Raw genomic sequence first — 14,446 nt, forward strand, 5'->3', positions numbered from 1 at the left:
CCGCGCCTGATCCAGTCGTGCTCGCGCAGAAAGTGCTGGCGCTTTTCGCTCATGTTGCTGCCCTGCAGGATAGTCCGCCGCCTGCTACCAGACGAACGGGGTTGCCGCAGGTATGGGCATCGATGCAAAAGAAGGTTTTCCGTGCCATGACCTAGATGGTGTCCTGTGTAAGCTGCCCGTTGATCGTGCGCCATACCTTGTGCGGGTTTGCATCCTGCAGCTCCTCTGGCAGAAGCTCCTGCGGTGCCGACTGGAAAGTAACCGGTCGTGCGAATCGCTTGATAGCGTAGGTGCCTACGGAAGTAGAGCGACTATCGGTAGTAGCCGGGAAGGGACCTCCGTGGGTCATGGCATGGGAAACCTCCACTCCGGTCGGTACACCGGAAAAGAGCAGCCGACCGCATTTCTCACGTAATGTATCCACCAGTTTCTCCGATTCCTTTAGTTCATTGTCTGCCCCCCAAACCGTGCAGGTCAGCTGCCCTGCAGCTTGCCGGCCACCTGCTCCAGTTCCTCCTGACTTTCGTAGGTCACGACCATGGCATAAGGTCCGAAGACCTCCTCCTGCAAGGTCGGGTGCTGCAGCCATTGCTGCGCCGTCGTTTTGGCCAGAGCGGCACCGCCTGTCAGCACATCTTCGGCCGGAGCCAGTACCATTTCTACCCCCTCGTGTGTGTGCAGGCCTTTTAGGTGCTGGTAATAATTGCTGCAGATGGTTTCGTGGAGCATTTTTTCGGCAGGAGCGTCCCGCAGTTTCTCTGCGAATGTCTCCAGGAAGGTATGGTTCGCCTCCGAGGCAGGGTAGAAGACGAGTCCCGGGCAGGTGCAGAACTGCCCCACTCCGAGCAGCACTGACTGAGCCGCCTGTGTCGCCAGCTGCTCGCCATTGCCTTTTGTTTTTTCCGGAAGCACAAAGATCGGGTTCACGCTGCCCATCTCGGCAAACACAGGTATAGGCACCGGGCGCTGACAGGCCAGGTCAAAGATAGCTTTGCCTCCTTTGAAGGAGCCCGTGAATGCAACGGCCTTTGCCTGCGGGTGCTGCACCAGTTGCTGCCCGACGTCCGTTCCGCCGCTCACATGCTGGAAAATGCCTTCGGGCAGTTCACAGCGCTGCAGTGCCTTTTGGATGGCTCTGTATACAAGCTGCGAGGTTTTCGGATGGGCGGGGTGTTCTTTGTAAATGACCGGGCATCCGGCAGCCAGGGCAGAGGCCGTGTCGCCTCCGGCGGTGGAGAAAGCCAGCGGAAAATTGCTCGCCCCGAACACCACCACCGGTCCCAGCGGAATAAGCATGCGGCGCAGGTCCGGACGAGGTATAGGCGTGCGGTCAGGTATAGCCGTGTCGATGGTCGCCTCCAGCCAGGAGCCTTCTTCCAACAGCGAGGCAAACAGTCGCAACTGATTTATCGTGCGGCCCCGCTCACCTGTCAGCCGTGCCAGCGGCAGGTTCGATTCCTGATGGGCAGTTTCCAGCAATTCATCACCTAACTGCTCAATTTCTTTAGCAATGGTGCGCAGTAGCTCTGCTTTTGAGGCGGCATGCAGTTTTTTATACCTGCCGAAAGCCATGTCGGCTTTCGTGAAAATAGCATCAAAGGACATGGTTGATTTCTTTAAGGTTAGGCAATGTCGGACGGGTGCGTATACCTGCCTCAATGATAGCTAATACGCGCTGTCGCTCTTCCCCAATCAGCGGGAGTCGCGGGGCACGGACGTGCTCTGTACCCAGGCCAACCTGCTGCTCGGCCAGTTTGATGTTCTGCACCAATTTAGGCACGATGTCGAGCTCCAGCAGGGGTAGGAACCAGCGATAGATGGCGAGGGCTTCCTGTATACGTCCAGCTTGCACCAGTCGGTAAATCGCCACCGTTTCTTTCGGAAAAGCGCAGACCAAACCAGCCACCCAGCCATGCGCTCCCATCAGCAGACTCTCCAACGCCAGTGTATCCACGCCACAGAGTATTTTGATCCGGTCGCCGTAGCGGCTGATCATGCGGGTGACGTTGGAGATATCGCGAGTCGATTCCTTTACCGCCTGTATGTTTTCATGCTGTAGCAACTCGTCAAACATCTCCAAGGTGACCAGCGTTTTGTAGTCGGTTGGGTTGTTGTAGATCATGATAGGAAGTGAAGTGCTGTCGGCCACGGTTCTGAAGTAGGTGACCACCTCCCGGGCATCGGCTGCATAGCGCATGGGCGGGAGCAGCATCAGGCCTTTCGCACCGATTTCTTCTGCTTCTCTTGCCCGCTGTATAGCTTCCCGGGTAGCGCCTTCCGCTATGTTGAGGATGACCGGCACTTTGCCATCCACATGGGCAATGGTGCGTGTGGTCAGTTCCTGTTTTTCAGGTATGGTGAGCACACTCGCCTCTCCGAGGGTGCCGCCCAGGATGATGCCGTCCACACCTGCCTCCAACTGAGCATCCACGTTGTCCAGGAATGTATCAAAGTCAATTACCCCGTCCGCATAAAACTTGGTGGTGAGGGCCGGGAATACGCCGTTCCAGTTCATAAGCTTTTCTTTTTTATCAAAACTAGCTCAATCAAAGCCCTTTATCTTCCACAGGATTAGTCAATACTGGTGCTATATTGATCAAATAGTGAGATTTGTCTGTCAGATTTATTAATATGGTATTATGAAAAAGGTGATTCCATTCAAAATCCCCAAATCGAGCAAGGAGTTTGTGCGCTTTCAGGAGGACAGGCAGCCTTACTTCTACGATAAGCTGCACCAGCATCCCGAGATCCAGTTGAGCTGCATCCTGAAAGGGGAGGGAAAACTGATCGTGGGGGATTACCTGGGGCGCTTTAAACCGGGCGATATTTTCCTGCTGGGCCGAGACGTACCGCATGTGTTCCGCAGTGATAAAGTATACTACGAAGCAGACAGTAAGCAGGAATGCCACGACCTGATCGTGTTCTTCGACACCGAGGCTTTGGGACGGGCTTTCTGGGAGGCAGAGGAACTGCAGGAAGTCAGAAGCTTTCTCGACAAACTGAAAGGCTGTTACCAGGTGCAGGGTATAAACGAGCCCTCATTCAGGCGGCAGGTAGAATTGCTGAAGGAGATATCAGGTCTTGACAAGATGCTGGCTGGTTTAGCTTTGCTGCGGGTGCTGTTGCTGGAAGCGAAATTGGAGCGGCTAAACCTGGATGACCGGGTGCAGGACCTGTCGGAGCGGGAAGGGAGGCGCATGGACCAGGTGCTGCATTTTCTGGTAGAGCAAAGCCACCGGGCTATACCTTTGGAAGAAGCGGCTGCCGTGGCTAATCTGAGTCGGGAGGCCTTCTGCCGGTTTTTCAAGGAAAGAACCCGTAAGACGTTCACAGCTTTCCTGAACGAGATCCGGGTCGGCAATGCCTGTCAGATGCTCAAGAAGGAAGACGCCACTATAGCGAGTGTGGCTTTTAGCGTGGGATTCTCCAATCTTTCGCACTTCAACCGGGTGTTCAAAAACATCATGGGTTGCTCGCCTAAAGTATACCGCCGTTCGGGACGGGAGCAGTTACCGCATCGCTAGGGCTATACCTGTAAACGACAAAGGGCCCCGCATCATGCGGGGCCCTTTGTTTGATTTACGCTTTATATATAACCAGACTAAGCCAGTTTCACATTTACCGCGTTTAGTCCTTTTTTGCCTTCTTTTACTTCGAATGTTACTTCGTCGTTTTCTCTGATCTCGTCGATCAAACCTGTTACGTGTACGAAGTACTCTTCGTTTGTTTCACTGTCTTTGATAAAACCGAAACCTTTGGTTTCATTAAAGAATTTTACTTTTCCGTTACTCATGATGTTTTGTTGTTAATACATGTTAGACACTGCAGAACGCTAAATCGTTCATACTAGGTTACAACTTTTGCAAAAATTTTAAAATTATGCCTCTCTGCAGTCCCAGGGCCTATTATTTTTTTCAAACGCGCTTTCCTCAAACTTAGTCTTTCCAAGGCAGGCATAAAAAAATGCGGCAGCCCTACTGGCTGCCGTATTTCATCAGTTATAAGCTGTCTGTTGCTTAGCCGTAGATCTGGTTGAGCAGACCAGCCAGACGAACACCCGCCTGCAGGATGCGTTGCTCTACCGTGCTGAAGTTATCGTAACTGTAGCGGTAGCCCAGGCGGCCATCTTCCGGGATGTTGTATACCTGCTCTCTTAGCTGCACCGACTCGTAAGCCCAGTCGCGCACGCCAGTAGACTGCCAGTTTTTAACCTGGTCTTTTGATGGAGTACCCACAAAGCGGGCCAGCTCGGTAAAGCTCAGGTTTTTGCCATCGATCATATCGCTGTCCCATACGCGGTGCAGGTTAGAGTTTTGGCCGAACCACTGCAGTTTTACCGCATTGCCGCCCATATCGCCTTCCTTGCCTACGTGCAGCGGCTGGTGCAGGTCACCTACCAGGTGCACCAGGTACTTCAGGTACTCTTCTTCCTGCTGCGCTGTCAGGTTGCCGGCTTTCAGTACGGTTACCAACTCCTCGATCTTCATGATGATGTCACCGTTTGGGTTCTTCTCGGTCTGCTCGTATTTCATACCGCCCGGTACAGTCACCCAGTGCCAGTCGTGGGTGTGGTTGTAAGCGGCGTCCGACTTGATATCGTCCATCCAAACAGACACCTCTGCCAGTGAGTTGTCGGCCAGAACTTTGTTGATCTTCTTCTTCGCTTTTTTGCTCAGGTGCTGCTCCGCTATCAGACCAACGGCACGGTGTCCGTTTTGCCCCCAGGCCATAGCCTGCGATACGAAAAGAGATATAAATAGCAGAATACAAACTATTTTTTTCATCGATAAAATTATTGGATTTTAGATGCTGCAAAACAAAGGCTTTTTTGCGTAATTGTGTAGATCAAAGCCTATTTCTTTTAAAGAATGGCTTTTCAGACATTAAAGTTCAGTGGCATGTGGCTGCTGTTACGGTTCACTATTTTACTCGGATCCACCGGTATGAAAATACTCTTTACAGGCTTACTCATGATGGCAGTGATACTTAACGCAGACGCACAGGATCGCAAGCGTGCCCGCGACTATGGCATCCGGATCGGGGTGCTGCAAACCGGTACGCACAATGCCATTACCGATGTGGCCGGTCTGCGGGTAGGGCACACCACCCTGGTGCAGGGAGAGCAGGTCCGGACTGGTGTGACGGCTATTGTGCCGCATGGTGGCAATCTTTTTCAGGAGAAAGTGCCGGCAGCGGTATACGTAGGTAACGGCTTCGGCAAACTGGCTGGCAGCACGCAGGTACAGGAACTGGGCAACCTGGAGTCGCCCATCATCCTGACCAATACCCTGGGAGTAGGCACGGCCATGAACGCGGTGGTCGGCTATACCTTGCAATTGCCGGGCAACGAAGCAGTGCAGTCTGTCAATGCGCTGGTAGGCGAGACGAACGACGGCTACCTGAACGACATTCGCGGGCGCCATGTGAAAGAGGAGCATGTACTGCAGGCAATCAAGCAGGCGGCTGACGGACCCGTGGCCGAAGGCAATGTAGGGGCCGGAACCGGCACGGTCTGCTTCGGGTATAAGGGTGGAATCGGAACAGCGTCGCGCAAGCTGCCAGCCAGCCTTGGCGGCTATACCGTGGGCGTATTGGTGCAAAGTAATTTTGGCGGTGTGTTGCAAATCGACGGCGTGCCTGTGGGGGAGGAGCTGGGTAAATTTTCGTTTAGCAAGCAAGTGCTGGAGAGTGCTGACGGCTCCTGTATGATCGTGGTGGCAACTGACGCACCTGTAGATGCCCGCAACCTGGAGCGCATTGCAAAGCGAGCCATGATGGGCCTTGCCAAAACCGGCGGCATCGCCTCCAATGGCAGCGGCGATTATGTGATCGCTTTCTCCACCAACGAGGTTTGCGTATACCTTATCATTCAGATGATAAAACACAGACCTTTACACTGCTCCGAAACGATGAAATGTCCCCGCTGTTCATGGCCACGATTGAGGCAACCGAAGAGGCGATAATCAATTCCCTTTTCAAAGCAGAAACCATGAAAGGTCGCCAGGGTAATACCATTGAAGCACTTCCTATACAACCTGTCATTAAAATACTCAAGAAACACAATGCCATCAAACGATAAGCTTTTCGCCTACAACCTGGGCCAGATCGTGCCGCTGAACGAGGCCACGCTACATATCAGTGACCTCTCCGTGCAACGCGGCTATGGGGTGTTCGACTTCGTGAAAGTGCAGCAGGGCTACCCGCTGTTTCTCGACGATTACCTGGATCGCTTTTACCAGTCAGCAGAACTGATGCACCTGGCCGTGCCACTTTCTCGGGAAGAGATAAAACAGGTGATCTCTAAACTGACAGATCTGAACAAGCTGCCAGTGGCAGGCATGAAAATGATTCTGACCGGCGGCTACTCCGAGGACGGATTTACACCAATGAATCCCAACTTGCTTATCACGCAGCTTCCGCTCACACTGCCATCCGCCGATAAAGTGGCAAAAGGTATACCGATCATGACGCACGACTATGTGCGGGAAGTGCCGGAGGTGAAAACGATCAATTACTCCATGGGTATACGCCTGCTGCAAGAGCAAAAGGCAAGTGGGCAGAAGAGGTGCTGTATGCTAAAAACGCAATCGTCTCGGAGTTCCCACGCTGCAACTTCTTTATCGTCACACATGATGGCACCGTCGTAACACCTGCCAGCAACATCTTAAAAGGAATCACCCGCAAAAATGTGCTTTCGCTGGCCGGACGCAGGTATAAGACCGAAGTACGTGACATCCGGTTGGAAGAAGTGTTGCAGGCCAGGGAGGCTTTTCTGACAAGCACCACAAAACGTATCCTGCCCATTGTACAGATTGATGAAGCCATGATCGGGACAGGCAAGCCGGGAGAAGTCAGTATGCAGCTATTGCAAGACTTGATTAGCCTGGAAGTAGAACAGGTGGCAGCTGCAAAAGGCTGGTAAACGGTTTTTTTTATAAATACAGAATTTCTTCAAAATCAGCTCGTACATAGTAACAAAAAGGGTTGTGCTATGAAGAAATATATTTACTGCTTACTACTGAACTGGCTTGTACTCCCGGCATGGGCAAATCAGCCAGCAGATTTATACCTTCACATTCCAGACACTGCTGTAGTCAGCGAGTTGGCCGATACAACAGAAACAGCTCAGGTAGCAGAAAGAAGTAAGCTAAGCGTGCTGGCCAGGAAAATGGCCGTTCCCACTTTGCTGATCACGCTGGGGATCACCCACATGGACGACGAGGGCCTGTTTGAAGCCAGCCGAGGTTTGCGCAGGGTTGTGCGCAGCAATTACCAGGATTTTAATACCCAGATCGACAATTACACCTACCATGTTCCGGTCGCCATGGCTGTTGGGCTCAACCTTGCCGGTGTGCGTGGAGAGCACCATTTTACAGAACAGGCTATTTTGCTGGGAATGACGCACCTGCTCAACCGCACCCTGACCAACAACCTCAAAACCTTGACAGCTATCGATCGCCCTGACAATTCCTCTGACGATGCTTTCCCATCTGCCCATACCAGCAGGGCTTTTGCCTATGCCACTTTTTTCCATAAAGAGTACGGCAAACGAAGTGTGTGGTACAGCGTGGCCGGCTACTCCTTCGCTACCGCTACCGGAGCGCTACGTATACTGAATGACAAACACTGGCTATCCGACGTGCTGGCGGGAGCAGGTATAGGTATACTGTCTGCAGAAGTGGTGTATTTGGTTTACCCCTATATTCAGCGGAAAATTGCCCAGAGCCACCACAAAAAAAATCAGCAACTGGGTGTTATGCCGTTTCACAGCGGCGGAGCGACCGGCATTGCACTGATATACAGGATTCCCTGATTCTGAACAAAAGCAAAAGCCCGGAGCAGCAGCACCAGGCTTTCACTTTTAGGGAAATTAAAGACGGTTGTTATACCTGTGAATCACCCCTTTTCCTTTTTTACTGCCTTCGCTGGCAATGTACAGCGCGCCGTCCTGGCCAAAAGTAAGGCCCTCTGCCTGTCGGAGCATCTTTTTATCCAGGTCAACAGTTTTGGAGATCTGACCTTCTCTGGTAATCACGTACAGCCTGTTGTTCACGGCATCCAGCATGTAAAATTCGCCGCTAGTCGGGTGCAGCTCCAAGGAGGAGGGTTGCAACACATCATAGCCTGATTTCTGTTTTTTGCCTTTTGTGGGTGTCTGCACCTGATCCAGGGAAATGCTGGTGACGGGTTGAGGCAGGAATTTCTTAGAGTCCAGTGAAAAAGCATAGATACCCTTCTGCGCTTTCAGCTTCGGGTCGTAACCCTTGGGAGCCAGCAGCAGCTGGTTGTGCTCTTGGTCATAGGCGAGCCCTTCGATGTTGATAGTAGCCGGAAAGGAGGCTTCGTATACCTGCACGGTCGGCTTAGTGTTTCTGAACCCGACCACTTCAAACAGGGTGCCGTCACTCCGCACGATATAGGCGTTCTCACCGGCCACTGCTATACCTTCATAGTCGCCGGGGCCAGCAAATGGAATCTCCTGACTGATCGCTTTCTGGTCCAGGTTATAGATAAAGATTGTTCCTACTTCATCCTGCACACAGGCCATACTTCCATCCGGGAGCATGCCGATGCCAGATACTTCACGAAGCACCGGCGGTAAGTCCCAGCGCAGCTCCGGCGTACCCAGGTCATCGGTCGTCGTTGCGCTACTGCTTAGAGGTAGGAGTGATGCCGACTGTTTCCTGATCGGAGTGGCGGCATTAGCAGACCTATCCAGCAGTTCGCCCTTTTCATTGAAGCGCAGCCAGATGTCCCGGGTTCCTTTTTCCAGTTCGATCACAAAACTTGTCAGGCTGCCTTCCTGCACCCGATGTACCTCGTCTATTTTATAGCTCTTAAACTCCTGCTGCAACTGGGCTGCTATTCTTTTCGGGAGGTATTGTTCTTCAATCTCTTCAGTGTAACTGAGCAAAGTGCCGTCTTCCCCAAATAGCGCCTTCCGCTCCCGGCCGCTGATCTTGAATTCAGCCTCGTACAGACTATCCACCCTGTCCCATTCCACACGTTTGATGGTAGGGTAGCTTTCTACAAATTTGACCTTAACGGCATCCGGTACGTTTCGGGCAGACCAGTCATGATCGCAGCTGCTCAGGATGGTGCCTGTCATGAGCGCCATCGCCCACAAATGTGTATGTTTCATAGTATGGTTCTTAATTCTTCTTGTATCTGTTAGATTATACTGCGGGAATTTGAAGCAATTCTGAAGAATGGGGGTATCAGGCGATTTTTTTTCTGAAAATTTAACCGGAGCACGTGCAGGCCCTCTTCATAGGTATAGGAAGGTTGTAATTGATAGAGTTCGCTGATCTTGCTGACAAGTGCCAGTCCAATACCCAGTGACCCGGAAAACTTGCCGCCGCTTCTGAAGCGCTCAAACAAACTCACCGGCTCATCCTGTAGCGCTTCGCCTGAGTTTTTGATACAAAGTTCGTCTGCCTGCAGGTTGATCCGGATGATGCCACCCGTACTGTTATGCCGGATGGCATTAAGCAGCAGGTTGGATATCAGTATCTCGCAGAGGCCAGTGTTCATCTCCACAAAAACAGGTTGCATCGCTTCTATCTCAACCTGGATATCGTGCATCTGCATCATTTCTTGCAACTGATCGAGTTGCTCCTGCAGCAACTCATGCAGAGGGATGGCTTCATTTTCTGAAAACTCCCTGTTCTCGATGCGGGTCAACAGAATGAGCGAACGATTGAGTCGCGACAGGCGGTTGATGGAGGCGTGCATCTCGTCCAGCATGGCTGCCTGCTGCATGGTCAGGTTGTCGGACTGCATGAATAGCTCCAGTTTGTTGCTCACAATCGCCAGGGGCGTCTGTATTTCATGTTGAGGCGTTTTCAGTGAATTCTTTCAGGTTGAGGTAGTCATTGTGGATCTTGCCGGTCATGGCCTGCAGCACTTCATTCAGCTCCTGAAACTCCTGGGTGTTGGATGGCTTCAGTACAAGCGGTTTTCGCTGTGTCAGGCTGTAGCGCTTCGCTCGCTCCAGTGTATCGTAGAAGTTTCGCCAGTTGTATTTGTTAATGAAGTAGTTCACCCCGGCCAGCCCGACGAGCAACAGCACAAATATCCAGGCCATCGCCAGCATGGTGCTCTCAAACAGGTCCTCGAAGTCCATCAGCGACTTGAGGATGGTGTACTCAAAGGGTTTGCCGTCCTGGTAAGTTGTGAATGTGAGTTTGCGAAAGGGCACATACTCTTCATCGTAAGTGCTGAAGATCAGTGTATCCGACAGCGCTTCGAGGGCTCCGGCGTTTGCACTGGTTTCCCTGACAATGATGGCCTCCGATATACCTGAGGTTACGCTGGGCAGTTCATTGTGCCGCCGGATGTACTCGATGATGTTCTCTTTGTCAGTAAAGAGCTGATCATCTACTTCGTCGTAAATCTCTGTCTGCAGGATCTTGTAAAAGCTCAGGCCTCCGAGCAGGAACACGATAACCGAAACCAGGAGGTAGTAGAGACTCGTCTTGGTGAGAATACGCATTAGAAGCTGAATTTATAACCCATGCCATACACGGTTGTGATGGGGTCCTCGCCACCTGCCTCCACTATTTTGCGTCGCAGATTTTTGATGTGCGTGTACACAAAGTCAAGCGAGTCGAGCGTTTCGATGTGGTCACCCCACAGGTGCTCGGCGATGGAGTCTTTGGTGAGCACCCTGTTTTTGTTTGTGACAAAGTAAAGGAGCAGGTCATACTCTTTCTTGGTCAGCGTGAGCTTGCGTCCCTGCACCAATGCCTCCGCCGAATCCGGGTGTACCTCCAGGCTCCCGATCTGGATCACTTTCTGTCCGTTGAAATTCCGGCGTCTGATCACGGAGCGCAGCCTGGCGTTGAGTTCTGACAGATGGAACGGTTTGGTCAGGTAGTCGTCTGCCCCGAGCTCAAGTCCTGTGATTTTATCGTCGAGCGCATTCTTAGCAGATATGATGATGATGCCCGTGTCGGGGCTGTTCTTTTTGAGGAGCCTCACCAGGTCAAGCCCACTGCCACCCGGCAGGGTCAGGTCAACCAGCACACAGGTATAGTGCTGATCTGCCAGCAGACGGGCCCCGTCGCGGTAGTTGAGTGCAGCGTCGCAGGTATAGCCGCCCTGCTGCAGGTAGGACACCATGGAAGCATTCAGGGCTTGCTCGTCTTCAATTATCAGCAGTTTCATTCAATCGTCTTATTTCGCGAAGTATACGGAAAGAACCCGAAGTATATGAAATGAATCTGAAGACAATCTGTATTTGATCAGGCTAAGCGAACATTATCCAAATACTGTTGGCGTAACGTATGATGAAACAAAACTGTACCCGTGGTGGGGCAAGAGAATCAAATTTTGTCAAATCAGGACAATCTCAGAAGTAGCTCCGTTGGCAGAAACGATACAAAATTCAACTCGGGTCATCGTGCTATACCTGACTTAAAACCAGCGGATGCGCTTTTCTTTTTTCTCTTCCTGCTTTCGCTTTCTTTCTTGTTTTTTTCGTTCGCGGTTGCTCTTCGCCTGGTTTTTCCAGTCTTCATAGGTTTTCACAACCCGGTCAGCTATCCGGTCAAAAATGTTCTCTGGTTCTGGTGGTGCGTCGCGGTAAGACGCACAGCTGAGCATACCCTGCAAGTGAGAGGGCAGCGGTGCAAAACGAACTGTACGCAGACTGGCAAATTCTTTGTCTTGGGCTACCCGTCGCATGTACTCGCCCCACACCGGCATGGCCGTGCGCGATCCCTGGCCTTCGCTGATCGTTCTGAACCTGACCTTCGGACTTTCGGCCCCAACCCAGACACCTGTCACCAGCTCAGGGGTAATGCCGATGAACCAACCATCTGCGTGCTCCTGTGAGGTACCGGTTTTGCCGGCAATATCCATGCGCAGACCATACTCAGTTCGCAGGCGGGCGGCGCTGCCTTCTTCTACCACACCCTGTAGCAGGTGCAGCATGATGGCCGCATTGTCACGCGACAACACCCGTTGTGTTCCGCTGCCGCTGCGATGCTGGTGTACTACGCGGCCCTGCCTGTCCTCTATACGCTCAATGTAGATAGGTGCCGTCTTATACCCACCGTTGGCAAAAGCCGAGTAAGCGCTCACCATTTCCAAGAGCGAAAGGTCCGCCGTGCCCAGTGCCAGCGAAGGCACCCGTGGCAGGTCCTGCTGTATACCCATGCGCCTGGCCAAGGCAACGGTGCGGTCAACACCCGTTTCCAGGATCAGGTGCGCTGAAATGGTGTTGACGGACTGTGCCAGTGCACCACGCATGGTATACTCGCCACCGTACTGCCCGTTGGAGTTTCGTGGCGACCAGTCGTCATACTCGGGGTAAGTCGTCAGTTCATTCGGGAAATAATTGCAGGGATCTATGCCTTTCTCGAGAGCGGCAGCATACACAAATGGCTTGAAAGTGGAGCCAACCTGACGGCGGGAGCGCACATGGTCATATTTAAAAGCGTGGTGGTTGATGCCGCCCACCCAGGCACGCACATAGCCGGTAGCGGGCTCCATCGACAGCAGGCCGGTGTTCAGAAAGCGCTGATAGTAAGCGAGGGAGTCCATCGGGGTCATGGACTTGTTGCTGTTGCCTTTCCAGCTGAAGACCGGCATGTTTACCGGCTGCCGGAAATTCTCCAGCACCTCTTCATCGGAGGCTCCGTTTGCCTTTAGTTTTTTATAGCGATCCGAGCGCTGCATGGCCAGCTGCATCACCGATGCATCCGAACCCAGGGGGTACGGCCTTTCCAGTGCGCATCAAATTGCTGCTGCAGCTGCGCCATTTTTTTGCGCACCGCCTGCTCGGCATGCCGCTGCATGCGGGAATCAATGGTGGTATAGATCTTCAGTCCGTCTGTATACAGGTTGTAAGGCTGCCCGTTCTGTTTGCGCTGGGAGGCGGCCCACTGCACCAATTCCTGCCGCAGCTGTTCCCGGAAGTAAGGGGCCATGCCGTCGTTGTGGGTGATATAGCGGTAGTTCAGTTTGAGTGGCAGTTGTTTCAGCGAGTCAGCCTGATGGGGGGTTAGGTAGTCATACCGGGCCATTTGGTTGAGTACCACATTCCGGCGCTTCAGCGAGCGCTCCGGGTACAGACGCGGGTTATAGCTGGTCGTGGCCTTCAGCATACCGATCAGCACGGCTGCCTGCTCTGTCCTGAGTGAGTCGGCAGTTGTGTTGAAGAACCGGCGGGAAGCCCGCTCAATGCCGTAGAGGTTGCCGCCCATCGGCACTGTGTTCAGGTATAGCTCGAGCAATTCCTGCTTCGAGTATATACTTTCCAGCTTGCGGGCAATGATGATCTCGCGCATCTTGTTGACCGGCATATCCCAGAGGCGGTAGCCTTTGCGCGGAAAGAGGTTCTTGGCCAGCTGCTGGCTAAGGGTACTACCTCCGCCAGAGCTTTCCTGGCCCATCATCAGCGTCTTCACAAACACCCGCGCCAGGCTACGGGTGTCTACGCCGCCGTGCTCATAAAAACGCACGTCCTCCGTAGCAACCAGCGCATCAATGGCTACAGGCGCTATATCATCGTAGCGGATGTTGGTGCGGTCCTGGATGTAGTAGCGACCGAGCAGGACCCTGTCTGCTGAGTATACCTCAGAGGCTGTGTTGTTCTGGATTGCCTTCAGCTGTGCGCGTGAAGGAACGGCACCACCCACTATCCCTGTAAACACTGCCAGGTAAAAGATGGTAAATGCGAGCAGCAGAAAGAGCGCTCCTTTCAGGGCAAAGCGCAGCATAGAACGCAGCTCTGACAAACGAGGCTTTAAGGGGTTAAACTGACGTATCGCCTGCCATTTTTGCTTCCAGTATGCACCTGTTAGCTTTGGCTTCTGACTTTGGAAGAACAGTCGGAATTGCGTGCCCAGAAATGTGAGCACGGGCACTAGAAGGCCGTATGTGATTAATTTTATTAGCTTTACGAGCAAACGCTTCATATAAGGTAAGTTTTGCGCAACTGCTGTGGCAGCCGCCGCCAGGAAGCAGGCAATAACCACGCCATACCTTTCCTGGTTTTTTCAGAGGCCTTACGGGTAAAAACACTTTCAGGACACCTGAATTTGTTTCTTAGCCACGGCTGACAACGCAATTAACCTGCATTTTATTCAATTTGTCCCTAACGTGCAACGGCTCCTGTGTTCAGTGCCATATCTCCTTAAACCTGTACCTTCAAAAGGCAGTATGTGATTTCGGATGCGTGATGCTGCCCATCATATTTTTAAATGAGGTAGCAAACGCCTGGTCGTGTAAATTAGTTATAGCCTGATATTATAGGTAGTTTTGTACAAGCGGCTTTATGCAATAGATTAATTTATACCTACAGCCGTTCACCCAATGCCCTATCACATGAACTTAGATCAGATCCTGCAGCTGGTAAACCAGACGACACAAACCGTCATTCAAGATGAGGCTCCCCGTGTGGACCAGGAGGCACAGTGGCCCGAAGAAGGCATCAGGG

General features: G+C 52.4%; 13 protein-coding genes and 3 pseudogenes. 4 read left to right on the top strand and 12 right to left on the bottom strand.

Annotated features, from left to right (window positions below; genetic code table 11):
• The 4 genes and pseudogenes from O71_RS25955 to O71_RS18180 all read right to left on the bottom strand — a co-directional run.
• Window positions 1–148: pseudogene (locus O71_RS25955) on the bottom strand (proline racemase family protein); the annotation flags it as partial.
• A gap of 3 nt (window positions 149–151) precedes the next feature.
• Window positions 152–424 (bottom strand): hypothetical protein, encoded by a 273-nt coding sequence (locus tag O71_RS25960; RefSeq protein WP_007659828.1) that lies wholly within the window; start codon window positions 422–424, stop codon window positions 152–154.
• A gap of 50 nt (window positions 425–474) precedes the next feature.
• A complete protein-coding gene (locus O71_RS18175; RefSeq protein ID WP_007659830.1) occupies window positions 475–1,605 on the bottom strand; it encodes an aldehyde dehydrogenase (NADP(+)) in 1,131 nt (376 codons plus the stop codon).
• Window positions 1,595–2,515, bottom strand: coding sequence for a dihydrodipicolinate synthase family protein (locus O71_RS18180; RefSeq protein ID WP_007659832.1), 921 nt, complete (start codon window positions 2,513–2,515; stop codon window positions 1,595–1,597). The genes O71_RS18175 and O71_RS18180 overlap by 11 nt, the downstream gene beginning before the upstream one ends.
• Before the next feature lie 124 nt (window positions 2,516–2,639).
• Between O71_RS18180 and O71_RS18185 the strand changes: the two genes are divergently transcribed.
• Window positions 2,640–3,524, top strand: coding sequence for an AraC family transcriptional regulator (locus tag O71_RS18185; protein WP_007659834.1), 885 nt, complete (start codon window positions 2,640–2,642; stop codon window positions 3,522–3,524).
• A gap of 77 nt (window positions 3,525–3,601) precedes the next feature.
• Here the strand turns inward: O71_RS18185 and O71_RS18190 are convergent, their stop codons facing one another.
• The gene (locus O71_RS18190; RefSeq protein WP_007659836.1) at window positions 3,602–3,793 is read right to left on the bottom strand and encodes a cold-shock protein; all 192 of its coding nucleotides are present in this window, start codon (window positions 3,791–3,793) and stop codon (window positions 3,602–3,604) included.
• 223 nt (window positions 3,794–4,016) lie between these two features.
• Window positions 4,017–4,784 (bottom strand): S1/P1 nuclease, encoded by a 768-nt coding sequence (locus tag O71_RS18195; protein WP_007659838.1) that lies wholly within the window; start codon window positions 4,782–4,784, stop codon window positions 4,017–4,019.
• 159 nt (window positions 4,785–4,943) lie between these two features.
• Between O71_RS18195 and O71_RS18200 the strand changes: the two are divergent.
• The 3 genes and pseudogenes from O71_RS18200 to O71_RS18210 all read left to right on the top strand — a co-directional run bounded on the left by O71_RS18200 (window position 4,944) and on the right by O71_RS18210 (window position 7,813).
• Window positions 4,944–6,079 (top strand): annotated as a pseudogene (locus O71_RS18200) (P1 family peptidase).
• Window positions 6,063–6,922: pseudogene (locus tag O71_RS18205) on the top strand (aminotransferase class IV). Before O71_RS18200 ends, O71_RS18205 begins: the two co-directional pseudogenes overlap by 17 nt.
• 180 nt (window positions 6,923–7,102) lie before the next feature.
• Window positions 7,103–7,813, top strand: a complete 711-nt coding sequence (locus tag O71_RS18210) for a phosphatase PAP2 family protein (protein ID WP_237717898.1) — start codon at window positions 7,103–7,105, stop codon at window positions 7,811–7,813.
• Between the two features lie 57 nt (window positions 7,814–7,870).
• On the opposite strand, the gene O71_RS18215 is transcribed toward O71_RS18210, so the two are convergent.
• From O71_RS18215 to O71_RS25980, 6 genes are all read right to left on the bottom strand, one after another.
• Window positions 7,871–9,142: an SdiA-regulated domain-containing protein gene (locus tag O71_RS18215; protein ID WP_155800998.1), complete on the bottom strand. Its 1,272-nt coding sequence runs from the start codon at window positions 9,140–9,142 to the stop codon at window positions 7,871–7,873.
• A 29-nt stretch (window positions 9,143–9,171) separates the two neighbouring features.
• Window positions 9,172–9,807, bottom strand: coding sequence for a sensor histidine kinase KdpD (locus O71_RS25965; protein ID WP_071530903.1), 636 nt, complete (start codon window positions 9,805–9,807; stop codon window positions 9,172–9,174).
• 22 nt (window positions 9,808–9,829) lie between these two features.
• The gene (locus tag O71_RS25970) at window positions 9,830–10,495 is read right to left on the bottom strand and encodes a hypothetical protein (protein WP_071530904.1); all 666 of its coding nucleotides are present in this window, start codon (window positions 10,493–10,495) and stop codon (window positions 9,830–9,832) included.
• Entirely contained in the window at window positions 10,495–11,169 is a 675-nt protein-coding gene (locus tag O71_RS18225; RefSeq protein WP_007659848.1) for a response regulator transcription factor, read from the bottom strand. Before O71_RS18225 ends, O71_RS25970 begins: the two co-directional genes overlap by 1 nt.
• 249 nt (window positions 11,170–11,418) lie before the next feature.
• Window positions 11,419–12,696, bottom strand: a complete 1,278-nt coding sequence (locus tag O71_RS25975) for a penicillin-binding transpeptidase domain-containing protein (protein ID WP_237717900.1) — start codon at window positions 12,694–12,696, stop codon at window positions 11,419–11,421.
• Window positions 12,696–13,868 carry a transglycosylase domain-containing protein gene (locus O71_RS25980; protein ID WP_237717899.1) on the bottom strand — a complete coding sequence of 391 codons (1,173 nt, stop codon included), beginning with the start codon at window positions 13,866–13,868 and terminating at the stop codon, window positions 12,696–12,698. The genes O71_RS25975 and O71_RS25980 overlap by 1 nt, the downstream gene beginning before the upstream one ends.
• Between the last annotated feature and the right edge of the window lie 578 nt (window positions 13,869–14,446).

Origin of the sequence: Pontibacter sp. BAB1700, from assembly GCF_000277005.1 — a bacterium.
GTDB lineage: Bacteria > Bacteroidota > Bacteroidia > Cytophagales > Hymenobacteraceae > Pontibacter > Pontibacter lucknowensis.